The sequence below is a fragment of the Janthinobacterium lyxosi genome (assembly GCF_051380665.1).
GTDB lineage: Bacteria > Pseudomonadota > Gammaproteobacteria > Burkholderiales > Burkholderiaceae_D > Janthinobacterium.
Genome location: NZ_JBNYXM010000001.1, coordinates 83,128 through 107,574, shown reverse-complemented (window position 1 = coordinate 107,574; position 24,447 = coordinate 83,128). Strand labels below are relative to the sequence as shown.

Here is a 24,447-nt window from a genome sequence, read left to right as displayed (position 1 = left end):
CTTGCTCAACCATGGATACGCTCATGAACCGCGCCCTGCTGACACTGTGCTGCCTGCTGTTGCCGCTTGCCGGCGCGGCGGCCGATCCTGGCCCGCGCTGCGGCGGAGAAGCGGCTACACCCGGCAACTTGCAGCTGCAGGTGGGCAAGTCGAGCATGTTGCGCCTGCCCGAGGCGGTGCTGGCCCGCAGCGTCGGCAATCCGGCGGTGCTGCAAGCCATGCTGGTGGCGCCCGACACTTTATATGTGGTGGGCGTCGACGTGGGCAGCACGAATATGATCATCCAGGGACGCAGCGGCGTGTGCAGCGTGGTGAACGTCAGCGTCAGCATGGACCCGGCCGGCTTGCAAGCCACCCTGACGGCCCTCATGCCGGAAGAAAAAGCCATCCGCGTGACGGCCGTGGCCGATACCCTGGTGCTGTCGGGCACGGTGCAGGATGCGGGCGCCGTGCTGCGCGCCGTCGAGCTGGCGCACGCGTATGTGCGGCGCGCTACGCCGCCGCTGGCGCTGCCCAAGCCCGCCGATGGCGCTGCCTTGCCGCTCGCCGCCACGGCGCCCGCTGGCGGCGCGGGGGGCGCGAACAGCCGCGTCATCAATATGCTCGACGTCAGTGCGCCGCAGCAAGTGATGCTGGCCGTGCAGATTGCCGAAGTGTCGAAGTCCCTGCTGGAACGTCTGGAAGTAGGCGCCACCTTGCGTTTTGCGTCCGGCAGCTGGGCCACCACCTTGCTGTCGAATTTCCTCAGCGGCACGGCCAATGGCTTGCTCGACGTGCGCAAGTCGAATGGCCAGCAGCTGACCATCGAAGCGCAGAAACAGGATGGCCTGGTGCGCATCCTGGCCGAGCCGACGGTGATGGCAATCAGCGGGCAGGAAGGCAGTTTTTTGGCTGGCGGCAAGATCTTCATTCCTGTCGGCCAGGACAACAACAAGATCACGCTGGAAGAGCGCGAGTATGGCGTCGGCCTGCGCTTCACGCCCACCGTGCTGTCGGGCGGGCGCATCAACCTGAAGGTGGCGCCGGAAGTGTCGGAACTGTCGCGCGAGGGGGTGGGCATTTCCGCCGCCGGCGTCAGCGGCCGCTCGATCCTGCCCGTCATCACCACGCGGCGCGCCTCGACCACGGTGCAGCTGTACGACGGCCAGAGCTACGCTATCGGCGGCTTGATCAAGAACAACCAGGTGAGCAACATCACGGGCGTGCCCTGGCTCAGCGAAGTGCCCATCCTCGGCGCGCTGTTTCGCAGCACGGATTTCCAGCATGACCGCACGGAATTGCTGTTCGTCATTACCGCGCACCTGGTGAAACCTTTGCCGGCCGACGCCGTGCTGCCGACGGCGCAGCTGGCGCCCCCTTCGCGCACGGACTTGATGTTGGGCGGCAAGATGGAAGGGACGCTGGCGCCGCCGTCCGTGCCGCCGCCCTTGCCGGCACTGCGCGCGGCCACTGGTTTCGAGTTGAAATGAGACGGGGAGAGATGCCATGCCGAACTCGCTTTTGATGTCGCTGCGGCGCCTAGCGGCGGCGCTGCTGGCGCTGCTGCTGGCCGCCTGCGCGCATGGCAGCACGCCGCAGCTGGACCGGCGCTTCGGCGACGCCGTGCGCCTGGCCATGGCGCAGCAGGTGCGCGAGCCGGCCAGCGCCGGCAATCGCCTGCCGGCCGATGGCCTTGATGGCCCCAGCGCGCACGCCGTCATGCAGCGCTACCGCGCCTCGTTTGCCGAACCGAACGGCCAGGCGCCGCAGCCCGTGCAATTCATGCTGGGAGGCGGTAATGGCAAATAGACGCCAGCGCCAGCGTGGGGCGATGCTGATCGCCTTTTCCATCCTGCTCATCGTGGTGTTGGGTTTTATCGGCCTGGCGCTGGACGTGGGGCAAGTCATCGGCCGCAAGGCGGAATTGCAAAACCTGGCCGACAACGCGGCGATGGCGGCGGCGGCGGAACTGGTGGGCACGCCCGAGGGCCTGCTTGTTGCTGTGATGAAAGCCAAGAGCAGTGCGGCCGACAGGAGCGCATGGCGGCGCCGCATGGAGGGCGCCATCCTGTCGGACGCCAGCATCCGCTTCGCCAGCGCGCCCGACGCGCCCGCCAGCGAGTGGCATGCGGCGGGTGCCGTGCCCGATCCTGCCACGGCGCTGTTCGTGCGCGTCGATACGCAGGCCAATGACCCGTCGCTGGGTCGGGTGGCGACGGCGTTCCTGGGCGCCTGGTCGCCGGCGCTGCGCACGCTGGACACGGGTGCGCGCGCCGTGGCGGGGCGTAGCAGCTTGCACCTGATGCCGCTGGCTGTCTGCGCGCTGTCGGGCAGTGCCGCCAGCTCGCGCACGAATGCGGCCTTGCTGCCGGCCGTCGAGCTGCTGGAATATGGCTTTCGCCGCGGCGTGGCGTATAACTTGTTGAAGCTCAATCCGCACGGACCGGCGGCCGAACATTTCGTGCTCAATCCGCTGGGCCGGCCGGGCATGCTGGGATCGTCGTTGCAGGTCAGCGAATCGAGCGTGTTGCCGTTTGTCTGCAGCGCCACGGTGCTGTATCCGCGCATCGGCAGTGCGTCGGTGCACGTGCACCGGCCCTTTCCCGTCGCGCTGTGGCCGGCCTTCAACGCGCGCTTCAACCAGCATGCGGGCAGCGGCTGCCATCCGGTCGTGGCGCCGCCCGACACGAACATCCGCGCGTATCCGAATACGGCGGCGAACTGGTGGATGACGAATGCGCCCGATGCGCCCAGTGCCCTGAGCACGGGCAATCCGCTGCTGTCCGTGGCCGATCCGGAATCGAAAGCGACGCCTCCCACGGTCGGCAGTTATGGACCGCTGTGGTCGTTTGCCAGGGCAGCCAAGTACAGCAACCCGAAGCCGGCCGGCGGTTATCTGCCGTTTGCCACCAGCGACTGGCCCAAGCTGTATCCGGCCACCCCGGCTGCCCCGGCTGCCAAGTCCAGCTATCCCACCGACAAGTCGCCGTACCTGACGCTGGCTTACCAGACGGCGCCGGCCGGCAACACGGGGGGGGCGCAGCGGCGTTTGCTGCACATCGCGCTGCTGGCCTGTCCCGTGCCGGCCGGCAGTGACGTGCTGGCCCAGGTGCGCGGCATCGGCCGCTTCTTCATGACGGCGCCGGCCAGCAATGGCGTGCTGAGCGCCGAATTTGCCGGCCTGGCCACCGAGGGATCGCTGATCGGCCCGGCGGAGTTGCTGCAATGAAGCCGCTCTGCCGCGCGCTACGCCGCCAGGGCGGTGTCGCCGCCATCGAGCTGGCGCTGATCCTGCTGTTTTTCATGGGACTGCTGCCCTTCGTGCTGCTGTTCGGCCGCGCGCTGCTGGTGTACACGGCCCTGCAAAAAAGCGCGCACGATGCGGCGCGCTACATGGCGACCATGCCGCTGCCGCAGATGGCCAAGTTCGACACGGCGAACCAGGGCGCCGCCTTGGCCCGGCAGATGGTGGCCGAGGCGATGGCGGAAAGCTGGCCGAACATGAACTCCGCATGGGTCAATGTGGACTGCGTGTACGCCGATGATTCCTATGCCTGCGGCAGTTACGCGACGGCGCCGCTGCAGGTGCGCATCAAGGTCACCGTGGACATGCCCGTTGATTTTCTGCCTGAGCTGACCCGCAAGTGGCTGCCGCAGCTGGCGCCGATCCCCTTGCGTGCCAATGCGACATTGCGCTATGTCAATTAACCTGCGCCCCTGCCGGCAGCGCCAGGGCGGCGTTTTCGCCGTCGAATTCGCCATGCTGGCGCTGCTGTTTTTCCTCTTCCTGTTTGCCATGCTGGAAGTGGCGCGCGCCGTGTACCTGTGGAACATGGTGCATGAGATCACCCGGCGCGCGGCGCGCGCCGCCGCCGTCACCGATTTCAGCAATGCCGGCGCGCTGCAGGCCGTGCGCACGCAAGCCGTGCTGCGCGCCACGCCGGGCGCGTTGCCGCTGGGCGGCGGCCTCAGCGACGCGAATGTGCACATCGATTATTTGTCGGAGAGCGGCGGCGGCGCCGCGCTGGCAGCAGTGCCGGTGACGGTGATGCCAGGCTGTCCGCAACGCAACCGCATCAATTGCCTGGATGATCCGCATGGCGCCAGCTGCATCCGCTTCGTGCGCGCGCGCCTGTGCCTGCCGGGCGATGGCGCGCGCTGCGAGAGCGTGCCGTACCGGCCCGTCCTGCCGCTGCTGGGGATGATGTTTCCCTCCGGCGCAGGCGCCATACGTTTTCCCAACGGGACCACCATGGCGGTGGCCGAGTCGCTTGGCTATTCGGACAATCCCGGTTTTTGTCCATGAGCGCCGATCCGCGGGCGCAGCCGAATGTGTTGTATTAAATGAAGGAGGGGCGATGAAAGCCTTGATGATTACCCGCGACGCCAGCTTGCACGATGAAATCGCGGCGCAAGGCGCGGCCCGCATGCCCGTGCTGCGGCTGCTGGAACGGCGTAGCGGCCTGCGCGACGCCGTCGAGCGCATGCTGCCCGAAGCGCCCGAGCTGGTGATCGTCGACGCCAGCGGCCTTGACGCCGAGGAGGCGGACTTGCTGGAACGGCTGGCGCGCCAGTATCCGCTGGCCGTGCTGATGCTGCTCACGCGCGGCCAGCAGCAGGATGTGCTGATCCGCGCCATGCGCGCCGGCATGCGCGAAGTGCTGCAGCTGCCGTTGGTGCACAAGGCTTTCCATGAAGCGATGGACCGCGTGGATATCCAGGCCGGCGTGACGCAGATGCGCGACGGCAAGGTCCTTGCCTTCATTTCCTGCAAGGGCGGCAGCGGCGCCACCTTCTTGTCGACGAATTTTTCCTACGCGCTGGCCAGCCTGGCCGGCTGCAAGGTGCTGCTGATCGACCTGCACGGCCAGTTCGGCGACGCCACCCTGTATGTCTCGGACCAGAAGCCGGCCATGACCCTGTCCGACATCTGCGCCCAGATCGCGCGCATGGACGGCGCCTTTCTCGCCTCGTGCCTGGTGCACGTGACGCCGAACTTCGGCGTACTGGCGGCGGCCGACGACCCGGCGCACAAGGTCGACATGCAACCCGAGCACATGGACCGCATCCTGGCCGTGGCGCGCCAGCACTACGACTACATCGTGCTCGACGTGGGGCGCCAGATTGATGCGCTGTCGCTGCGTGCGCTCGACAACGCCGACGCCATCTACCCGGTGCTGCAACTGGCCTTGCCCGACATCCGCGACGGGCGCCGCCTGCTCGACATTTTCCGCTCGCTCGGCTATCCGGGCGAGCGCCTGCGCCTGATCGTCAACCGCTATGAAAAGGGCGGGCGCCTGCGCCTGGCAGACCTGGAACAGGCGCTGGGCGCGGAAGTGGTGCACACGGTGCCCAACGATTACGTCGCCGCCACGGACTCCGTCAACCAGGGCATCCCGTTGCTGCAGCTGTCGCGCACCAGCGCCGTGGCGCGCAGCCTGGCCGAGCTGGTGGAGCTGGTGACGGCGCGCCGCGTGACGGAAAGCCGCGGCCTGTTCGACCGCCTGTTCAGCCGCAGCGAGGCTTAGGACAGGGAGATATGTCAAGGCTCCCGCCGGGGGCCATCATGGGAGCCGAGATGACTTTACGCGAACGCCTGGCGGCGAATGAAACGGTGCGCCCCGCCAGCAATGGGCAAGGGGCGCTGGCGCTGCACGCTTACCAGGAGCTGAAGAAGACCATGCACCAGACGATACTCGACCGTATCGACCTGGAGCGCCTGAAACGCCTGACGGCCGAGCAGTTCAAGCACGAGCTGGCGCTGCTGGTGCAGCGCGTCATCGAGGAAGAGCGCATCGTGTTGAACCAGCACGAACGGCATAGCCTGGTGCTCGACATCCAGCACGAGATGCTGGGCTTTGGCCCGCTGGAACCCCTGCTGGCCGATGCCAGCGTGTCCGACATCCTGGTCAATACCTGCGACAAGGTGTATGTGGAGCGGGGCGGGCGCTTGCAGTTGACGGACGTGACCTTTCACGACAATGCGCACCTGATGAAGATCATCGAAAAGATCGTCTCGCGCGTGGGACGGCGCGTCGACGAATCGAGCCCGATGGTCGACGCGCGCCTGCCGGACGGCTCCAGGGTCAACGCCATCATTCCGCCGCTGGCCGTCGACGGCCCGATCCTGTCGATCCGCCGTTTTGCCGTGCAGCCGCTGACGATCGCCAACCTGCTCGACTACAAAAGCCTGACGCCGCCCATGGTGCAGGTGCTGCAGGCGCTGGGTCAGGCCAAGGTCAACATCCTGATTTCGGGCGGCACGGGCAGCGGCAAGACGACCCTGCTCAACGTGCTGTCCGGTTTCATTCCCGGCAGCGAGCGCATCGTCACCATCGAGGATGCGGCCGAACTGGCGCTGCGCCAGCCGCACGTGGTGCGCCTGGAAACGCGTCCGCCAAATATCGAGGGCAAGGGCGAAGTGAGCCAGCGCGCGCTGGTGCGCAATGCGCTGCGCATGCGGCCTGACCGCATCATCCTGGGCGAGGTACGCGGCGCCGAGGCGCTCGACATGCTGCAGGCGATGAACACGGGCCATGAGGGTTCGCTGGCGACCATCCACTCGAACACGGCGAGGGATGCGCTGGCGCGGCTGGAAAACATGGTCGGCATGGCCAGCGTGAACCTGACGCCGCGCGCCACGCGCCAGCAGATCTGTTCGGCCGTGACGGTGGTGATGCAAGTGTCGCGCCTGACCGATGGCGCGCGCAAGCTGGTCAGCCTGCAGGAAGTGACGGGCATGGAAGGCGACATCATCGCCATGCATGAAATCTTCCGTTTCGAGCAGACGGGCGTGGATGCCGATGGCAAGGTGCAGGGCCACTTTTGCGCCACGGGCGTGCGGCCCCGCTTCACGGAACGCCTGCGCATGTTTGGCGCGCCGGTGCCTGACAGTGTCTTCGACCCGGACCGTATCTATGAATAGAAAAAGGGACGCATCATGGACCTGGTCTTCTACGGCTTTGCCGTGCTGTTGTTCGCCGCCTGCATCCTGATGGTGGAAGGCGCCTGGCTGTGGTGGGCGGGCACGCACGGCAGCGCGGCGCGGCGCATCAACCGGCGCTTGCGGCTGATGGCGGCGCGCGGCGAGGCGGGCGGGGAGCGGGTCTCCATCCTCAAGCAGCGCCGCTATGCGCGTGCGCCTGGCCTGGAGCGTTTGCTGCGCCGCGCGCCGCAGGCGGCGCAGCTCGACCACCTGCTGCTGCAATCGGGCTTGTCCTGGTCGGTGGCGCAATTCATCGGCGTCACTGCTGCCCTGTTGCTGGCGGCCTTGCTGCTGTTGGTTGCCTGGTCCATGCCCTTGCCTGGCGCCTTGCTGCTGCTCTCCAGCGCCGTGAGCGGACCGTGTCTGTTGGTGCTGCGCGCGCGCGCGGCGCGGCTGAAAAAGATCGAGGCGCAATTGCCGGAAGCGGCCGATTTCCTGGCCCGCGCGCTGCGCGCCGGCCACTCGTTTTCGAATGTGCTGCAAATGGTGGGCGATGAATTGAGCGAGCCGATCAGCGGCGAATTCAAGATGGCGCATGAAGAAATCAATTACGGCGTGCCGATGAACGAGGCGCTGCAAAACCTGGCCGCGCGCATTCCGCTGACGGACTTGCGCTACCTCGTCATTGCCGTGCTGGTGCAGCGCGAATCGGGGGGCAACTTGGCCGAAGTGCTGGTCAGCATCGCGCGCATCATCCGTGCCCGTTTGAAACTGCTGGGACAGGTGCGCGTGCTGTCGGCCGAGGGGCGCATGTCGGCCTGGGTGCTGGGACTGATGCCGGTGGTGATGATCGGCGTCATGGCGCTGGTCAACCCGCAATACATCCGCCTGCTGTGGACCGATCCCAGCGGCATCAAACTGCTGTGGTACGCGGCCGGCATGGTGGCGCTGGGCGTGGTCTGGATGCGCAATGTGATACGGATCAGGATATAACAACAGGGGGGTGGCATGAACGGTTCGCAACTGCTGTTTCTCGTGATTGTCTTCGTCGTGGTGGTGGCGCTGGCCCTGCTGGCGTGGCTGATCTTCTTTCCCGGCACCTTGCGCCAACGCCTGTTTGGCGCCATGGCGCCGGCCGCCAGCGACGCGGTGGCCGACCATGGCTGGGTGGAGCGGGTGGCACGCGTGGCGCAGCCGTTCAGCAAGCTGTCGCTGCCGGAAGAGGGCTGGGAGCGTTCGCCGCTGCGCACGCGCTTCATGAACGCGGGCTGGCGGCAAGCGAGCGCGCCAGCTCTGTACTTTGCGGCGAAAACCGTGCTGGCCCTGCTGTTTCCCACCGTCTTGGGGCTGTATGCGGCCAGTGCCATGGCGGCGCAGTTGCGCAGCGTGCTGCTGTTGCTGCTGTGCGTCAGCGCCACCGTCGGCTATTACCTGCCGAACCTGGTACTGGCCAGCACGGCCAAGCGGCGCCAGCGCGACATCTTCGAAAACATCCCCGATGCGCTCGACTTGCTGACCGTGTGCGTGGAAGCGGGCCTGAGCCTGGAGCGCGCGCTGGTGAAGGTGTCGGGCGAAATCCACATCAAAAGCGTGGTGCTGGCGCAGGAATTGCAGCTGGTGCTGATGGAAATGCGCGCCGGCTTTTCCAAGGAAAAGGCGCTGCGCAACCTGGCCCTGCGCAGCGGCGTGGAAGATGTCGATACTCTCGTCGCCATGTTGATTCAATCGGAACGTTTCGGCACCAGCATGGGCGATTCGCTGCGCGTGCATTCGGAAAACCTGCGCAGCAAGCGCAGTCTGCTGGCCGAGGAGGCGGCGGCGAAGATCGCCCTGAAACTGCTGTTCCCGCTGATCTTTTGCGTCTTCCCCACTCTGATGCTGGTGCTCATGGGGCCAGCCGTGATCGAAGTCTATCGCGTGCTCGTGCCGGCCATGGCCAGCCGCTGAAAGGAGTCACCATGCGCTTGACGCTCTCCCGCCTGGCCGCCGCCTGTGCCTGCCTGGGCCTGGCCGCCTGTACCACGCAATTGGCCCATGTACCGGTGCCGGCGTGGCCTGACGCCGATGCCGCCTATGTGGCGGGGCGCCAGCATTTCGAGCGGGGCGATCTGCCCGCTGCGCAAGCGGCCTATGAGCTAGTCCTGCGCCATGTGCCGCGCCACGTGAACGCGCGCAACGGCCTGGCCGTGCTGCACGCGCAGCGGGGCGAACAGGACGCGGCCATCGCCCAGTGGCAGGCGCTGACGCAGGAAACGGGCATGGCGCGGCCGCAGCAGGCCTATCTGTTCAGCAATCTCGGCCATGCCTATTATCTGAGCGGGCGCGATGCGCAAGCCTTGTCCGCGCTGGAACAGGCGTGTTTGCTCGATCCGCTCAATGCGCTGGCCTGGCGGCATCTGGCGCAGGTGCTGGAGCGCCTGGGACAGCACGAGCGCGCCGCCCTCATGCGGCGCCAGGCGGCCAGCTTGCAGGAACGCGACTTGCGGCGCGACATGGACTTGTTGCGCGGCGCGGTGCCGCAGCAGCTGGTGTCCGCGCCTGCGCCGGTGCAGGATGCGCCCGCCATGGCGCGCGTGGAGATCACGCAGAGCGATGGCATGGCGCAGCTGCGGCGCGTGCCCGTCGCCGCGCCGCTGCGGTCCGTGGCGGCGGCTGGTGCGCCGCATTCGCGCCTGGAAATTGTGAATGGTAACGGCGTGCCGGGCATGGCCGCCGCGCTGGCGCGCAGCCTGGCCGGCGCTCCCGTGCAAGTGGTGCGCCTGGCCAATGAAACCCGCTTCCAGGTAGCGCGCACGCGCGTCGAATACCGGCCCGCGCAAGAACAGGCGGCGCGCCAGCTGGCCCGCCAGCTGGGGACGCAGGTGCAGACCCAAGCCGCCGACTGCCCTGCCAGCGAGCTGCGCCTGGTACTGGGGCGCGACCTGCGTGACCCGGCCGTGTTGCACCGCTATTATCTGCAGCAATTGCAGCTGGCGCGCCAGGCGCTGGCACGGCTCGGTTAGAACGCCTCTGCTGGCGTAAAAAACACGCGGCGCCTTGGCGGGCGCCGCGTGTTCGAGCATGCCGGTTGCTATGCCGGTTGTTATGTCGGCTGGCGCCGGCGCGTGAAGGCCAGGGCGGCCAGCCCCAGGCCCAGCAGGAACAGGCTTCCCGGCTCCGGCACGGCCAGGGGATCGATGACGACGATGTCGGTGCGCGTGGATTTGGAAAAGTTCAAGGTATAGCTGCCGGCGGGCATGGCGAAGTTCGAGGTCAGGGAAAACAACGCAAAGCCATTCGTGAAGGCGCGCCCGGTAGCGGGGTCATTCGTGCCGGCCGTCAGGTTCAGGCTGAAGGGGTCGAGGCTGCCGGCGCCATGGTTGCCGTTGATATCGCTGCCATTGTTCGGGTTGCCGTCGGGAGCGAACTGGAAGATTACGCCATCGGCATTCGCGTTCGACAGGCAGCCGACGGGGCTGGCGCTGTTGCAGGAGATATTGAAGATATCCATGATCGACACGCTCGACTTGTCGCCCAAGGTCGTCACGCTGGTGCGCAGGTCGCGCCGTCCCATGAAACTGAAGGTGATGAAGCCGGCGCTCGACAGGCTCAGGTTGATGGAACCGGTGAGCGTGTCGCCGGCCATGGCCGTGGCGGCGCCGACGGTGTTGCGCTGTGCTTCCGCCACGGCGCGCACGGTGGCGCCGCCATTGAGCATGTTGCCGAAGGCGTGCGCATCGCCGCGTGCGAATTCCAGCGTGGTACTGGGACTGGGTGCGTAGCGGTTTTGCGGCAAGCCGCTGCAGCCGCCGCCCGAACACACTTGCAGCACGTCGGCATTGGCGGCCGGCCCGGTATTGACGGCGCGCGGATTGACGGCTACGCCACCCTCGAAGAAGGCGCTGTCGCTGGCATTGCGGTTGGCGCCCGCCAGCGACAAGCTACCGGTACTAGTGGTGATGCGGAAATTGTTCAACTCATTGACGGCCAGGCCGTAGGCGCCGGCCTGCGCCTGGCCGCTGGCCAGCAGGCTTGCCGCCGCCAGTGCGCCCAGCCAGCCCAGGGTCTTGCTTCGTGTGTGATCGACGTTCATCGCAGCCTCTTATCGTGGTCAGTCTCGGAAAATCCGGGGGACAAAGAATCCAGAATGACTTGCCTGGATTCATTTCGTAGACACAGATAAGCAGCTTGCGTGCCACACAAAAAAAGTAAATTGAATCAACTACTTGCGTAAAGCGAACTGAGCTGGATAGGGCGAACTGTAAGAAAGGCCGACGCCGCTTGGCGGGCGGCGTTGGCCAGCCTCAGGTACCGCGGTGATAGCCCAGGTGGCCACCCGAATTGCTTGCGCAACCGCAACCGATGCGCGCCACTTCCTCACCGTCCGTCAATTTCCAGTTGGTAATGGTCGTGTGCTGCCAGTCGATGTCGCTTTTCTTGACAGGTTTTACCGTCAGCGTGCGTTGTTCTGCATCCGTGTATTCCATCAGCTCCTCGTCATCGGCGATGTCGAAATGGCGGTGGATCAGGGAAATGCCGAAGCGATCGAGTGCGCCGTAGCGTTGCAGCACGTCGCGCAATTCGCGGAAGCAGGCCAGATCTTCGGGCAGCAGCGGGTCGACGGCGGAAATATCGGCAACGGGTTGCCATTGCATGGCATGGATGTTCAGGCTGTGCATGATAGGCTCCTGTGCCCCGTGATGAGTGGCCCAGGCTGTCGGAGGGGCGCCGGCACGCCTGGCGAAATACCCATCGTGGCCGCAAAGCTGGTTCGGCGCTTGCGCCAGATCAAAGGTGCGGCACATCGTATCTCGTCCGATAATTGCCCGGTAAAATAGGCCATGGCAAACAAAACCCCCACCTTCCCCGGCGCGCGCACGGGCCGCGGCCAGGTCCTGGCCGTGCTGCTGTCGAACCGCGACCAGTCCGGCACCGAACCCCTGCAAGGCCGCGTCTCCCTGGCCGCCATCGTCAAAGCGCTCAAACGCAAATACCACTGGCCCATCGAGACGCACAGCTTTCCCGCCAACACGCAGGACGGCCGCGCCAGCTGGGCGACCGTCTACAGCTTGCCGGAAAAGGTGATTCAAGCCGCGCTGGAGGCCGGCGGCCGGGAGTGGCTGGAGAGCCAAACAGTGGTCGGGCGACGGTGAGCGTGCCGCAATGCGTTATTCGAGCCGGAAGCCGACCTTCAGCGTGACCTGGAAGTGCGCCACCTTGCCATCGACAATATGGCCGCGTGATTCGCTCACTTCATACCAGTCCATGTGCTTGACCGTGAGTGCCGCCTTGGCAACGGCATCGCGTATCGCCTGATCGCTGCTCTCGGTCGATGTGCCAACCAGTTCGATCAGCTTGTAAGTGTGTGCGGACATGATGTTTCCCCAGGTAGGCAAGCCAGACATCGGAAAGTTCTTCTTCGCCAGCAAGTGCCCATAGTGCGCCTAAATGCGCTGGACGTCATTGCGCGGTGCAGCAATGCGTCACGGGAGTGGTTCGCAGGAGGGCGAAAAGAAAAAAGGGCTACAAGCCGAAGCCTGTAACCCTTAGCTTTCCTACTGAATTCTGGTGCCGACTGCCGGTTTCGAACTGGCCACCTGATGATTACAAATTCCTCCGCGCCAATAACACTGGATGACACTATCTAATGAAATCAGGCACTTACCCTGTATGAGCTAACACTGCTGCCTTGGTGAGCTAACAGTAGCGTTGACACTTCGTTGACATGACTTACCACGCACTACCTGAGACTAGTGTGAGCATCGACGTAAATGCAGGGTCGCGGGCCGGCCGGCATCGTCGCTGGCCGGGACGACCGGCCAAAACGCTCCTGCATGCCACCGCGATGCAAAAGGGTTCCGCTTCGCTACAGCCCTAACGGGCCTCAAATCGCCCTTTTTCTGGCTGGTTTGTCGTCAATGCCGGTTTGCCACAAAGAAGCAACGTCGTATTGTCCGATAGACCCTAACTCACAGCAGCTCGGATAATTTCTTGTCAGTGCCAGATTGCAACGTGACAATACTGTTGGGTTCAGACGCAAACCAGACAAACGAGTTCCAGGCTAAGTTATGCACGAGCGCTCGATATTGACTAGCACTTCGGTCAGCGAACGCCGTCACGTATGCCAAATTCGTAGTTTCGAATCCTGCTTCAAGTGCGATGGCCTCCAACGCCACTTTACGTTGCTGGCTTATCGGGCCGTCCGAATGGACAACCTCAACGAAAACAACCAGTATATCTCCACTAACTGGACTGAGATCAACCAGGATAACGTCCGGAAGGCTCTTGGACTGATCAATATGCAGATGCAACTCCGCTACTAGTGTTTCATCAATGATTTTGTTTGCGCTCTCGGACAACCAGAGCACGGCTGGTTGCTCAAGGAAGTTGACGGCAAACTGCTCCACGACGGCCTTCGTGATATTTGAGCTTTCCCCATGTGCGAGAGTAATCGCAGCACCATTTGGAAACATGACCGGCACTCGGTGGGTCGACGCTGCAGCATTTCTCCGAATAATTGTTGCCCGTGCGCGCGCAGTGGCCGAAAGGAATCGCAATTGCCATGCAGCTATTGCGGCAACCAACGCCTCGTCTTGCAAACTCTCATCGAAAAGAGCAGCAAACTCAGATCTAAGGGCATATTTCGGTTTTGATGATGTTGTAGGCACACCAGGTCGTTCCATGACTGCTTGGTTTGGTATCAATCCTTGTGCGATTCCTTCATCTCGAATTTGTTCGCGGGAATTGACAGCATACCAAGCTGTGGGGGAGCGATTCTTCTTCCTGTTGGAAAGCATATGTACACACCATGCTTCGCGCTCAGTATGGTCTATGAGGGCAAGCTGCTCGTCTGACATATCTGTGACTTGGCTTGGACGTATCCATTTTTCAGTGCCATAAATAGCACCGCAGTAAAGCATGACCAGCACAGTTTTCGCGGTCGCCTCCCTAATGCAATATTGTCTGTGTTCGACCCCTTCAATAAATATCAACGGCAAGCGCTCAAGGACGGTAGCAAGTGATGGAACAATCGGCCACGTCATTCGCACATCCCATAGAAACGTTCGATGGCGTTCTGAATGGTCAGTGGATTCGCTCGATTCTGTATCAGCGTTTGGAGTTGCTTCATCTGCGGTGTAGTAGGTAAGGGTAAGGCATTTAGCTCATAAGCCGAAACCGCAACGCTTCCGCTGATACAACGGAAAGCAATATCTGCCGCTCTTGAGTTTAGCAGTGCAGCAATAGTCTCCGGCAAGAGTTCTGTCTTGGCATCGCGCGCGTAGACCATATTGACGTGGTTCTCGACCACAACAGCGCCATGCTTAGCAAGAAAGTCGGTAGGTAACGCTGCACATATGAGGCGCCGCTCTTGCTCTTTGGACGTGGTTCGTTGGACCAACACGCACTCTCTTTTTGTCAGTAAATGCTCTTGCTTGCTAAGTATTTCGATAGCAGGAGCATGATTTTTTTTCTTGGCAGAAAAGATAAACTCAGCATTGGCAATTGACTCAGCCCATACGAGGGGATATACCTTCTTCCCTTTTATCTTTTCCTTCAATTGTGACTTGTGCCGATTCCAGACTAGAGGCCCTGTACTAACGTCGTAGCCGAGATCTGTGAGTCGCGTACTCATTTTTCGCAGCGCGCAGAAAAATGACGCCTGCTCAATTGAGCGTGGTAACAACCATGGACCACCGTCGGCGTCGAGACTGTACTCGCCAATCAATGTTGCGATGGCTTTGTCGTGCGAACCTGTCGTTACTTGCGATACCGTTACGGCGGATTGGGCCGCTTTTTTTCGATAGGACGTAAGTGCAGTTTCCTGCAGAACGTCATCAAAAACTCCATCTCGCCCGAACACGATGTCTATCGCATGAGCAGGTGCCTCTTTACATAATAATGCGCGAAGCGCCTTGAAATATTGGCCGCCCAAAAAGGAGGTTGGCGTAACATAAGCAATGACGCCATTAGGCTTACAGAGCCTCAATGCCAGGTCGGTGAATACGCCGTATAAGTTGGCGTGACCAAAAAGGCTACGCGAAAATTTTTCACGGAGAGGTTCCGAAAGCGTTGTTCTACCGTACGGCGGATTTCCAATAATCAGATCGAAAGTACCAAAAGTGGCATCAAGTTCCAGCGAGTCACCAACGCTAACCACTTTTGGAGTACGTTTACCGCTCGCGATAACCAAATCAAGTAACATAACCTCTAACAGAACCTCTGACATCCACGCAGCAAAGGCATCAATTTCGCTGCCACGAAGCCGAGCCATTATCCGTCGGATGGTCAGTTCAGGAGCGCCGCTCGGAGCTGCTTTGAGCATACGTGCTGCTACAGGAGCGAGAAATGCCCCTCCGCCACATGAAGGGTCACATACGCTGTGTTTTGCTGGGTCAAAGCCCGCAGCAATGGCAAGATCGATTAGTCGCTCAGATAACGATGGCGGCGTGTAAAAAGCGCCAAGACTCGAACGCATCGATTCTGGAAGCATCACTGTATATACGCTACCAATGAGGTATCCCGCGTTAGCAGCCGGAAATTGTGTAACGAGTATGCCAATTTCTTGCGCGAGTTTCATTGCAACCGGATCAGCGTCGGTCAATTTGAGTGGCGGCGACTTAATTTTCAGTCGCTTACCCTTTGCGAGCACGACCGCGTTCCAATAGCTGCATACCATCGCGATACAAAATACTTGCACCAAGGCCAACCGATCAAGTTCATCAAGGCCCTCAGCGTAGCCGCGGGCCATTGACTTCATGACAACGTATTGTTGTGTCGAGGCATCCAACGCAGTGGGGGACTGCTCTAGGTTCTGTTGCATAATCGCGCTCATAATTAATCTCCGCGCCAAACTGGCATTTCATGTGTAAAACTACTGTATATAACAACAGGCTCCATGGCAAGGTACTCTTGTTATTGCGACCACACACTAATGACTAGCGGCACTTGTTGAGGGCTTCCTTCGCCTGGTGGCATAAGACGACGAATCCTCATTTGATAGAGGATGCCTTAATTGGACTGTTTTCCTAATGAACAGTTGCATAACAGTTCAAAAATACAACAAACCTTCCATTATAGCGTATGCGTCAAAGGGAGTGAGCAGGGGAAGTTAAGTAGTGAAGTCAGTTTTCGCCTCCGCGAAGTTGCGCTGTACGTAAGAATACTTAAACACACCGATTGTCTTTCAAACGATGAATCGCTGTCTTGAAAGAATGAAAATATTGGAATTTCTATCAGAAATTGATTTGTAGTAGGGTGTGTGTGAAAACACGTGTTGTGCACTGCACCTCTGTTTCCAAGTATCGGCGTAGTCCTCCAGGACTACGCCGATACTCAAGCGCTTTCACTCCCCAACTGGCGTCTCGAAGACCGGTAGCGATCCTTTCAAAAACTCATCAAGGTCGATCTCGCCCTCAATGAAATACCTTGCGTGCTCTAGGCATAACGCACTAGGAGTGAAGCCTTCCAGGCCCACGGATGCACGTGCGAACTCCATTGCGCGTCTCCGACGCTCGCGTTCTTCGTGTGAAATATGAGTCATTCTAAGAAAATTCCTATTTCCCCACTGCAAGTATTCGTAGAAAATTCGATGTCAATATATCTATTATTGCGGGCTTCTAAACGCCATTCTGGCAGACTTCGTGTTTTCACACACACGATTGTAACTGGCATCAATGCAATATAAGGGTTCTTGGTAATACCAAGAAAATTCCCATTATAGTTACGCCTTCACGCTTAGTTGTTGGTCCTCGCAGATAACACTAGGACGAGTTCTGTTTGCATGCTGTTATTAGAGGTGACCGACCACGATGAAGGGAGGAATGGAAGCCCCGAGGAGGAGTCCGAAGACTGGCTGTCGTTGAGGCCGCCAAGCAACAGCACTTCGCCATCGGCTACCGTAATCGTCGTTTTCACCTGACGTTTTATAAGCGTAGGTGAGCCGCTGACCCCAGTCGACGTTGCCTTGAAGCTACTGATCTGGCCGTCAATGGCGATCTTGACCTTGCCACTGCCAAGCACCTTGGCGACGACATCCACGATCACACCCGAAGGACGATAGACGACGTTCTGTACCGGGTTGCCTGCATTGTCCTTGCTTGTGCTTGATACCGTCGGCGTCTCGTCACCGAAGGTGATATTCATTGGCTCATAGTCGTCTCCAGACACGCGGCTATTCGATACCTGTTTAAAGCGGCCGTCAGTCTTCAAAGCATCGATCACCAACTCGAAATTGGCGTTTTTGATACTGACAGCCGAGCCAGAATTCACAGTACCGAGCGCAACTCCCAACTTGGCACCTAAGACGTTTGCGAGCAGAGAAATGCCACGGCCACTCGTATCGTTGCGTGACACTTCGATCCAGGACGCCGATACGGTTAATCCCTTGGGTGTAGTGTCAGCGGTATCGAGCAGTACGTGCAGCTTTTCGAGCGTTGCCTTCGAGCCAGTTAGTACCAGATGTGGGCCAGCCCGGACAGCAGATCGAGGGCCAAACGCCGCGATGGCTATAGCCACCATGAAATCAGCATCGCGGTTCTGCGGGGTGAAGACGACCGATTCGTCGTCGTCCTTTCGGCTAGCGGCGGCATGATCAACTGCTGGGGGATCGGAGGGATGGGTAGCAGAACCGCCCTCTGACGTACTAGGACGGTCCACAGGCGATGCGAATGAACCGAAGGTGGCCAGGCTATTCGGCGGTGGACCTTGTGGCTCGTTTGCGGCTGCTTGACGGTTCAACGAAAGGTAGTAGATACCTCCCTTGAGCGTCGTGGCGATCCCTTCACGCAGTAGCAAGTCCTCAACGAAGCGTGGTAGCTCAGCGGCGTCAATATTCTTTACATTGATCGTAATTCGTTTGTCGATTCCGATTACGTCGGGGGAGACCACGAAGTCACGGTGCATGATCGCCTTAAACATGGCTTCGCCGAACGCCATCAGCGGCGTGGCATTGAAGCTCAGCGAGACAGGAGCCGGGGCCGGGGCGGCAATAGCCAAGACCGGGGCGAGGATCAGGGCCGACAGGAAGCGTTTCATTGCGCGCCTCCTCTGACCCATAGACCTGTCTCAATTTCGGCCTCCCAGCCGCTGGCGCCGGAATTGAAGCGCAGCGGCGACACAACACGGCCATCCGAGAGAACCACGCTCACCGAACCGGAGTTAGTAAGAAACCCTTTGCCGGTAATGGTCTCGGAGAACTTGACCGGCCTTGCAGCATCGGCCAAAGCGGCAGAAGGTGCGAAAAACATCGGCCTGAGTATATGGGAGCCTACACCGCCCAGTACGAGGCCAAATATTAGAGCGATTGCGAGAAACTTGGTCATATGCTTGTGTGGTGGTTTGGGAGGGTTTGGGCGGACCGCGAGCAGTTCGTAGTCCTGGGGAATACGTACAGGGCCAACGAAGCCAGGGCGGATGCCGGTGCGGGACTGCAAGTGCCAGCTAGGCAGCAAGCAATGAATAGCATGCGGGTAGCTATCCGAGAATACTTGTGTGGTGTTATAGGCTCGGTTCAGGTCATCCCCCCGGAAGTGCCAGCGGTCCGCTACGACGCCTTCAGGAGAGCAGCCGAGGCGCACCACGCCGATATGCATGCGGGGCAGTGAGCCATCGCTGAAGCCAGCCGTGACCAGCTTGAAGGCAGCTGAAACAAACGGCACTTTCATCCGGTCGAGGCGGCTCATGCGCACCACGTACTCGAACAGGCTGTCGCGCAACTGCTTGTCAATCTGGCTGATGTTTTGGCAGATGAAGTACACATCCCATCCGTACTTACGTGCATGGATTGCCCATTCCAGCAGCTCCTTACGTCCGCCAGCTTGGAAGTCCCGAGTATTCAACCAGGACGCGCATTCGTCGAGGAACAACGCCCCGTTGTGCGACTCGTCGAAACCGGGGAGAAGCTGCGGCGCGGGCGGCGTGTACTCAAACCCCTTGGCGGTGTATTTGAGAATAGGCTCGAAGTCGATAAAGCGGTTGCCTGACCCGATGGCATACAAATCAGCCGACGTAGGTTTGTCCGGTACCCGAATGACGGTCTGCTTCGACTGCCCCGGCATCATGTGTTCCATGAAAATATCGCAGTTGGTGGCCACCCGTTTGCCAGCGCGCAGGTAGTCGCGCAGCAGCTTCATCGCGCCTTTGCCTTTGCCGGATCCGAGCTTGCCGGTGATAGCATAGACTGCCATATCACACCAGCTTGTCGAGGATGGTTTTCTTGTACGTGTAAAGCGCGCAGGCTGCCCACACGCTGCAATACACGCTGGCGAGCGTATAAGTGACCGGGTTGAAGCCCAGCGACAGGCCGACGGCGAACATCGGGTGCGACTGGCTGATCGACTGGATCACCGGGCCGCAGACAACGTTAGCGCACACCTGACCCGCTGCCCACAGTGCGGCGACCATCGCGGTCAGGGTGGTGACGGCCCAAATGCGCATACCGATTTTCGAGGTGTTCTCGAAGCCGAAATAACCAATGAGAGTTGCCCACATGATGAAGCTCCTAGTTGACGGCCAGTGCGGCCCGAATTTGCTGGACGCAGCCCAGCAGACAGAAGAAGGCCAGCACGCCGTTGATGAACGTCTGGAAGGTGTTGAACGACGAGCAGACGTCCATCATCACAGCCCCGGTGCCGTTGGGACTGTCAATCATGGGATTGACGCATGCGGCGGTCGGTATGTTTGGTATGAACGACCAGTAAAAGCGGTTCGACGCGACGCTCACCTGCGATTGCGAAGATGTGTTCCACGCGGCGATGTTGTCCGTCCACGACTTGGTTTGATCGGTAGTGGCCTGATCGGTGGGGGTGGTGATCTGGCATCGCGGTTGCGATGTACCACCGCATGCCGTGCTGGTAGTCTGAGCGTTTGCCGGAGCTGTCAGTGCAGCACACGCGGTGATCAGGGCCAACAGGAGGGGAAAAAGTCGTTTCATGGTCAGTCCCGGATGGCAGATTGAATCTGATGAACGCAGCCGTAGACACACATCACTGCCAGCACGGCATTGATGAAGAAGGACAGCCGGTCGAACCAGATGCAGATATCCATGTTCACCGTCACGTTGCCGATGGGGCTTTTCAGCGAAGGGTTCTTGCAAGACGCCGTGGGAATCGAGGGGATGAACGACCAGGTGAACATGCTCGAGCTGATGCCGTCCATCTTCCCCTTCATGCCCGTGTCGGCGGCCCGGTTGGCAGTTTGCGTCTCGTTCGACTTGATCCAAGTCGGGTTGTCGCCTGGCTCAGTCACGGCGCACATGCCTTGACCGGGGCCGCCGCAGCCCAATCCGTTATCGGGCTTCGGGGGCGGTGTGATGTTGACGTGCACGATAACGTAGCCACCGGTGCCTGGGTCGTATACGCCTGTGTCGAGGCCCGCCTTGCTGCCGTCAGACTTCGTGATGTTGATGTCGAAGCCATTGCCAGCGTTGGCCCCGACATCGACCGACTGCGAGCCGTCAGCCGCCGCGATAGTGAGCTTGGTTGTGTCGGCCAGCCCGTCGCACGCGGCGTTCGCCTTGTCCACGTTGAAGCCTTTCGTGGCCGGGTCGAATAGGATTTCGCAGGGGGTATCCACCGGCTTCTTGACCTTTGTTGCGTCGGTGAGGCTACACTGGTAGTTGCCGCTGGCGTCCTTACCGCCATCAGCGTATCCGGGATCACAAGCGAGCGTTACATCGGTGGCTTGGTCGTACAGGTGGGCGATACTCACATACCTGAAAATGGCTCCCATGCAGCAGTCGATAACTACTGTATTGACGGACTTGCCGCCGTTGTACAGCTGGAGGTATTGCTCCGTAGCCCGTATCTGCATCACGCAGTCGGGGCCGGGGCCGGGGGCCGATGAGCAAGTGGTGTGCAGCGCGATAAACGGTATGGCCTTGGGAGGGGCCGGTGCCTTCTGCGGCACGACTTCGATGCCTGTGACGGGGCCGCCGCGCGACACCGAGCCGTTGTACTGCGCGATCTGAACGGCGGGATCGACGCCAGCCGCACCGACGTTGAACTCCCTGGGGGCCTGCGTCAGCACGCCGATATCACCGGGGCCAACCGGAACGCCTGGAATGCCCTGCGCGGTCGGCGGCGGTCCCTTGCCTGCGGCGGCGATGGTCTGCTTGGGTGTCACGTCACGCTTGCCCGCTGCCGGGTCGTTGAATTTCTTCGGGTCAGGGTTGTCCCGCTTGGTGTCCGGCCTAAGGCTGACCGTGATGGCGGGCTTCGGCTGCGCGGTTGATGGAATGGGCGTCTTGGACGTGCACGGAGCGTTGAGCGCGAACTTATTGCAGTCCCACCAGAGGATCGCGCTGATGATGCCGGTCTGACCTGCGATCAAGTCACCGATCAGGATCGAGCCGCCCGTCAGCTCCAACAGCCAAGCGGCGATGAGGGGAACAATAGCCTTGGAATCGCGCACCGGCGCGAAAGCCAGCGCCAGAGCCACGACCGTGACCGCAAAGGGTTTTTTATACGAAACCATAAGAGTGAGCGCCATAAAAAACGGCCAGAGTCGTTAAACGCTGGCCGAGGTGGAATCGAGAGGAGGATTAACCGGCTTTGCTAAAGGCCTTTTTCATCATCTTGATACCCCAGAAGCCGCCAGCAACCAGCACGGCGACGGCGAATGCAGCGGTGATGTAGGTTTGCGCTTGCGTGGACAGTGCAGTGATGGCGTCAACGCCTGGGTCGCCAGCGGCGAAAGCTGCGCCGGTAGCAGCCATTGCAGAGGTAGCCACCAGGACTTTTTTGATGATTGCTTTCATGTGTATCTTTCTGAAAAATGCCGTTGATGAAACCCCGGTTTGGCAATGCCGGGGAGTACTGCAAAATTTTTTCGTGACCATTTACCTATTCCAGAGCCTCGATGGCCTGGCGAGCAATACGCCGAATAGCGCCGCCTGCATAGCCAAGTCCGAAAGCGGTGAGACAGTAGCCAACTACCTGATAGATGCTCATTTGTGATCCACAATGCGATGGATGATGTACTTAATGAGATAGACGACGGTCACAAATAGTCCAGTCAGGAAGAGGATCGGCCAAACGGACTTGAGCAAAATCATCGTTGCCCCCCAGCTATCCACCCAAGAGCAAAAATGACGACTACGGCTATACACATGATCAGTTCAGGTGTCATCGCGTCCATTTAGAAATCCTCTTTATTTATTCTTCGATGAGATCCAGCGTATGCTCGACTGGAACTACTTTGACTACCTCGCCGGTTTGCTTATCCTTTGTTTCATATGGTTTGCGCTGAAAACCGCCCAGCGCACACGGTACTGAGATTTCTTCGCCCTTATCGCCCAAACGAGCCTTGCTACGAATCTCCACCATCTGCGGACGGGAATAGACATCGGCCGCAGGTGTGATCACTTGCGTGTAACGCTTTCCTTCATAGGTTTTTGAGCCTTCGATACGTCCGCTCACCATCACCTGCATTGCCTTGATAGCCTGATGGCCCTTCTTGTCGTCCATCTTCATCATTACGTTTGATTCCGCCATTTTTATTCCCCTAAACTATCTGCATAATTTCCGGCTTGCGTGGTACTTCTCACGATTGCGCGCCGGTACAAAGCACAATCGCTTGATAAAAAATTGCATCCATTCTTATTAGGCCGTGGCCCGCGCGAAGCCATGACTGACATCTAGTGGGGGTTCCGATATTTCCCCCGCAGGTACGCTAAGTGCGTACTTGGCGCACCTGGTTGGCGTTTCTTGTGGCGCATGTACAGCCCAGCGTGGTCAACCTTGATGCAGGGCTTGCCGGTGTCCGGGTGAAAGCTCCGGCCATCATCGAATGACAGAGCGGGAATTCTATTTTTTGGCTGATACGCTGGCTCGGCTTTTGCCGGCTGCGTACACTTATTTACACTAGTCCGAGGAACTGCAAAGGCCACCCCTGCCCGCGCCCCTGATCGATCGATGGTCCACTGGTAGCGGACTGACTCATAAACGGCATGCGGCTGCGCCGCCAGATACACACCCACGGGCCTGTAGGCGTCCACAAGCTCATAGCGTCCTTCTACCGACTCTTCCCTTGTCGCAATTTTGATCGTGCAGTCACGTCCGCATTGCGGCCCGCCCATTGCACGAATAAATGCGGCGAAGTCGGCTTGCATGGCCACAGCTGGATCGTCGGATATGATTTTCTGGCAGGCCAAGTGCGCCGCACGTATTTCAGCCGGCGCGTTTTGCACTATCTCGCCGGCCACGCGGCGCATTTCGCGCCAGACGCCTATCGGCGGACCGCCGATAGGCTGAAACTGGCGGATACCCCACACCTGCGCCCAATAGGTGACGCGCTGGGAGGCGGTAAATTCCGCATTGCCGAACAGGTCGGGTGCAATGATGTAGGTCTGGCCGTTTTCGAATACCTTGTGGTCGCCCACGCCGAAGCCGTCAATATTTTTGCTGATGTACTTGGCGATGTAGCCGGCAGCTGTACCCTTCCCTACCTCGATATTGACCAGCTTAACGCGGTTTTTCAGCGCCCCGGCTTCATCGCCATCTTCGGCCATGGCGTAGGCATAGATGATCTTTTCCATGGCGGCCTGCTGGTGCGGTGCGACGAACAGCAGCATGTGCCAGTGTGGACAGCCATCGGAATGCGGTTCAGCGATGCGAAAGCCGTAAGGCCGAATATTGAGTCGGTGCAGCGCAGAACGGATCAACTTCCACACGTTGACCAGGTAGGCTTGCGCCTCGCTTGGCGTAGGACTGCCGAACTCAACATATTTCTCGTTTGTGCCGCCCACCGAGTGGTATTTGCTGGGGCATGTGATGGTCCAGAACATGGAAACGTGGGTCAGATCGCCGGCTACCTCTTCAAAGCCGCGTATGCGCAGCATCAACTCACCGCGGCGGATCGTTTTATTGCTCACGCCCAGCGCTGCCAGCTTATCCAGGCTGTACACGTCGCCGTGCTCATTGGTGGCCGTGGCCGATTCCAGAATTTTTTGATTTGCGGCGTTTTGCGCAGCCTGCGCCATGCACGTTTCGCGGCTGACATAGGGATCAGCGCGCACGTAGGTCAGGCCCAATTGAATCGAAGTGTGCTCAAACCGGCGCATCAATTCCTTGCGCAGTGCACGACGCCACCATGCATGGTCGCCGGCACGGGCGATATAACCGCCTACCGAATTAGATACCGGAGGCTTGACGCCGCGCCTGGCGCATATCGCATCAATGCCGGTCTTGATGGCATGGGCGTCATGAAGGCGGGCGCATACCGCATAACACTCGCGTGCGGCCTGCAATGCGGCCACCGAGATAGCACGCGGCCCGGTCATGATGCCGTTTTGATCGGCCAGCGGCAGGCGCTCATCGTGAGCCAGTACGGCATCGATCACCTCGCCGCGCCGGCAGTTTAGGCCGCCAAACAGGCGATGCACGGCATTGGCCATGCGCGACGGAATCCCCATGTCCAGCATCAATGCACCTTGCTAGTCAGGTTGGACGCATGCCCGCCGCACATGCATTTTTGTATAGCGGTAAGCTCGCACAGCAACTTTTGAAGCGCACTCCAAACGATATCTCGCTCGGCCGTATCAAAGGACATTAGACCGCTATTGGCGC

General features: G+C 60.4%; 26 protein-coding genes. 12 read left to right on the top strand and 14 right to left on the bottom strand.

Features of this window, described 5'->3' with window-relative positions:
• The first annotated feature begins 23 nt into the window (after positions 1 to 23).
• The 10 genes from ACQ4WP_RS00545 to ACQ4WP_RS00500 are packed head-to-tail and all read left to right on the top strand — an operon-like array spanning position 24 to position 9,906.
• Positions 24 to 1,469 (top strand): type II and III secretion system protein family protein, encoded by a 1,446-nt coding sequence (locus ACQ4WP_RS00545; protein ID WP_436518171.1) that lies wholly within the window; start codon positions 24 to 26, stop codon positions 1,467 to 1,469.
• A 16-nt stretch (positions 1,470 to 1,485) separates the two neighbouring features.
• Positions 1,486 to 1,788 carry a hypothetical protein gene (locus tag ACQ4WP_RS00540; protein WP_436518170.1) on the top strand — a complete coding sequence of 101 codons (303 nt, stop codon included), beginning with the start codon at positions 1,486 to 1,488 and terminating at the stop codon, positions 1,786 to 1,788.
• Positions 1,778 to 3,208, top strand: coding sequence for a pilus assembly protein TadG-related protein (locus tag ACQ4WP_RS00535; protein ID WP_436518169.1), 1,431 nt, complete (start codon positions 1,778 to 1,780; stop codon positions 3,206 to 3,208). Before ACQ4WP_RS00540 ends, ACQ4WP_RS00535 begins: the two co-directional genes overlap by 11 nt.
• Complete coding sequence (locus tag ACQ4WP_RS00530) at positions 3,205 to 3,687, top strand: TadE/TadG family type IV pilus assembly protein (RefSeq protein ID WP_436518168.1); 483 nt, start codon at positions 3,205 to 3,207, stop codon at positions 3,685 to 3,687. Before ACQ4WP_RS00535 ends, ACQ4WP_RS00530 begins: the two co-directional genes overlap by 4 nt.
• Complete coding sequence (locus ACQ4WP_RS00525; RefSeq protein ID WP_436518167.1) at positions 3,677 to 4,285, top strand: TadE/TadG family type IV pilus assembly protein; 609 nt, start codon at positions 3,677 to 3,679, stop codon at positions 4,283 to 4,285. The genes ACQ4WP_RS00530 and ACQ4WP_RS00525 overlap by 11 nt, the downstream gene beginning before the upstream one ends.
• Positions 4,286 to 4,337: 52 nt before the next feature.
• Positions 4,338 to 5,507, top strand: coding sequence for a CpaE/TadZ family protein (locus tag ACQ4WP_RS00520; protein ID WP_436510614.1), 1,170 nt, complete (start codon positions 4,338 to 4,340; stop codon positions 5,505 to 5,507).
• Between the two features lie 50 nt (positions 5,508 to 5,557).
• On the top strand, positions 5,558 to 6,904 hold the full coding sequence (locus ACQ4WP_RS00515) for a TadA family conjugal transfer-associated ATPase (protein ID WP_436518166.1): 1,347 nt from the start codon (positions 5,558 to 5,560) through the stop codon (positions 6,902 to 6,904).
• A gap of 15 nt (positions 6,905 to 6,919) precedes the next feature.
• Positions 6,920 to 7,897 (top strand): type II secretion system F family protein, encoded by a 978-nt coding sequence (locus ACQ4WP_RS00510; protein WP_436518165.1) that lies wholly within the window; start codon positions 6,920 to 6,922, stop codon positions 7,895 to 7,897.
• Between the two features lie 15 nt (positions 7,898 to 7,912).
• Positions 7,913 to 8,851 (top strand): type II secretion system F family protein, encoded by a 939-nt coding sequence (locus ACQ4WP_RS00505; protein WP_436518164.1) that lies wholly within the window; start codon positions 7,913 to 7,915, stop codon positions 8,849 to 8,851.
• A gap of 11 nt (positions 8,852 to 8,862) precedes the next feature.
• Positions 8,863 to 9,906 (top strand): LytR C-terminal domain-containing protein, encoded by a 1,044-nt coding sequence (locus ACQ4WP_RS00500; RefSeq protein WP_436518163.1) that lies wholly within the window; start codon positions 8,863 to 8,865, stop codon positions 9,904 to 9,906.
• 80 nt (positions 9,907 to 9,986) lie between these two features.
• Here the strand turns inward: ACQ4WP_RS00500 and ACQ4WP_RS00495 are convergent, their stop codons facing one another.
• A complete protein-coding gene (locus tag ACQ4WP_RS00495) occupies positions 9,987 to 10,976 on the bottom strand; it encodes an EDSAP-1 family PEP-CTERM protein (RefSeq protein ID WP_436518162.1) in 990 nt (329 codons plus the stop codon).
• 211 nt (positions 10,977 to 11,187) lie between these two features.
• On the bottom strand, positions 11,188 to 11,562 hold the full coding sequence (locus tag ACQ4WP_RS00490; protein ID WP_436518161.1) for a hypothetical protein: 375 nt from the start codon (positions 11,560 to 11,562) through the stop codon (positions 11,188 to 11,190).
• A 162-nt stretch (positions 11,563 to 11,724) separates the two neighbouring features.
• On the opposite strand from ACQ4WP_RS00490, the gene ACQ4WP_RS00485 reads away from it, so the two are divergent.
• The gene (locus tag ACQ4WP_RS00485) at positions 11,725 to 12,036 is read left to right on the top strand and encodes a hypothetical protein (RefSeq protein ID WP_436518160.1); all 312 of its coding nucleotides are present in this window, start codon (positions 11,725 to 11,727) and stop codon (positions 12,034 to 12,036) included.
• A 15-nt stretch (positions 12,037 to 12,051) separates the two neighbouring features.
• On the opposite strand, the gene ACQ4WP_RS00480 is transcribed toward ACQ4WP_RS00485, so the two are convergent.
• The 10 genes from ACQ4WP_RS00480 to ACQ4WP_RS00435 form a co-directional block, all read right to left on the bottom strand.
• Positions 12,052 to 12,258, bottom strand: a complete 207-nt coding sequence (locus tag ACQ4WP_RS00480; protein WP_436518159.1) for a dodecin — start codon at positions 12,256 to 12,258, stop codon at positions 12,052 to 12,054.
• 594 nt (positions 12,259 to 12,852) lie between these two features.
• Positions 12,853 to 13,926, bottom strand: coding sequence for a BsuBI/PstI family type II restriction endonuclease (locus tag ACQ4WP_RS00475; RefSeq protein WP_436518158.1), 1,074 nt, complete (start codon positions 13,924 to 13,926; stop codon positions 12,853 to 12,855).
• Positions 13,923 to 15,716 carry an HsdM family class I SAM-dependent methyltransferase gene (locus ACQ4WP_RS00470; RefSeq protein ID WP_436518157.1) on the bottom strand — a complete coding sequence of 598 codons (1,794 nt, stop codon included), beginning with the start codon at positions 15,714 to 15,716 and terminating at the stop codon, positions 13,923 to 13,925. The genes ACQ4WP_RS00475 and ACQ4WP_RS00470 overlap by 4 nt, the downstream gene beginning before the upstream one ends.
• 510 nt (positions 15,717 to 16,226) lie before the next feature.
• The gene (locus ACQ4WP_RS00465) at positions 16,227 to 16,379 is read right to left on the bottom strand and encodes an antitoxin VbhA family protein (RefSeq protein ID WP_436518156.1); all 153 of its coding nucleotides are present in this window, start codon (positions 16,377 to 16,379) and stop codon (positions 16,227 to 16,229) included.
• Positions 16,380 to 16,618: 239 nt separating this feature from the next.
• Positions 16,619 to 17,917 (bottom strand): type II secretion system protein GspD, encoded by a 1,299-nt coding sequence (locus tag ACQ4WP_RS00460; protein ID WP_436518155.1) that lies wholly within the window; start codon positions 17,915 to 17,917, stop codon positions 16,619 to 16,621.
• The gene (locus ACQ4WP_RS00455; protein WP_436518154.1) at positions 17,914 to 19,068 is read right to left on the bottom strand and encodes a zonular occludens toxin domain-containing protein; all 1,155 of its coding nucleotides are present in this window, start codon (positions 19,066 to 19,068) and stop codon (positions 17,914 to 17,916) included. Before ACQ4WP_RS00455 ends, ACQ4WP_RS00460 begins: the two co-directional genes overlap by 4 nt.
• A gap of 1 nt (position 19,069) precedes the next feature.
• Positions 19,070 to 19,372 carry a hypothetical protein gene (locus ACQ4WP_RS00450; RefSeq protein WP_436518153.1) on the bottom strand — a complete coding sequence of 101 codons (303 nt, stop codon included), beginning with the start codon at positions 19,370 to 19,372 and terminating at the stop codon, positions 19,070 to 19,072.
• A gap of 10 nt (positions 19,373 to 19,382) precedes the next feature.
• Positions 19,383 to 19,814 carry a hypothetical protein gene (locus ACQ4WP_RS00445; RefSeq protein ID WP_436518152.1) on the bottom strand — a complete coding sequence of 144 codons (432 nt, stop codon included), beginning with the start codon at positions 19,812 to 19,814 and terminating at the stop codon, positions 19,383 to 19,385.
• A 2-nt stretch (positions 19,815 to 19,816) separates the two neighbouring features.
• Positions 19,817 to 21,370: a hypothetical protein gene (locus tag ACQ4WP_RS00440; RefSeq protein WP_436518151.1), complete on the bottom strand. Its 1,554-nt coding sequence runs from the start codon at positions 21,368 to 21,370 to the stop codon at positions 19,817 to 19,819.
• A 52-nt stretch (positions 21,371 to 21,422) separates the two neighbouring features.
• Entirely contained in the window at positions 21,423 to 21,638 is a 216-nt protein-coding gene (locus ACQ4WP_RS00435) for a major coat protein (RefSeq protein WP_436518150.1), read from the bottom strand.
• Here ACQ4WP_RS00435 and ACQ4WP_RS00430 point away from each other — a divergent pair.
• Entirely contained in the window at positions 21,625 to 21,837 is a 213-nt protein-coding gene (locus ACQ4WP_RS00430) for a hypothetical protein (RefSeq protein WP_436518149.1), read from the top strand. The two genes, ACQ4WP_RS00435 and ACQ4WP_RS00430, sit on opposite strands and share 14 nt — an antisense overlap.
• Before the next feature lie 198 nt (positions 21,838 to 22,035).
• Here ACQ4WP_RS00430 and ACQ4WP_RS00425 read toward each other — a convergent pair whose 3' ends face one another.
• Both ACQ4WP_RS00425 and ACQ4WP_RS00420 read right to left on the bottom strand, forming a co-directional pair.
• The gene (locus ACQ4WP_RS00425) at positions 22,036 to 22,356 is read right to left on the bottom strand and encodes a single-stranded DNA-binding protein (protein ID WP_436518148.1); all 321 of its coding nucleotides are present in this window, start codon (positions 22,354 to 22,356) and stop codon (positions 22,036 to 22,038) included.
• A 161-nt stretch (positions 22,357 to 22,517) separates the two neighbouring features.
• Positions 22,518 to 24,302 carry a replication endonuclease gene (locus ACQ4WP_RS00420; RefSeq protein WP_436518147.1) on the bottom strand — a complete coding sequence of 595 codons (1,785 nt, stop codon included), beginning with the start codon at positions 24,300 to 24,302 and terminating at the stop codon, positions 22,518 to 22,520.
• Between the last annotated feature and the right edge of the window lie 145 nt (positions 24,303 to 24,447).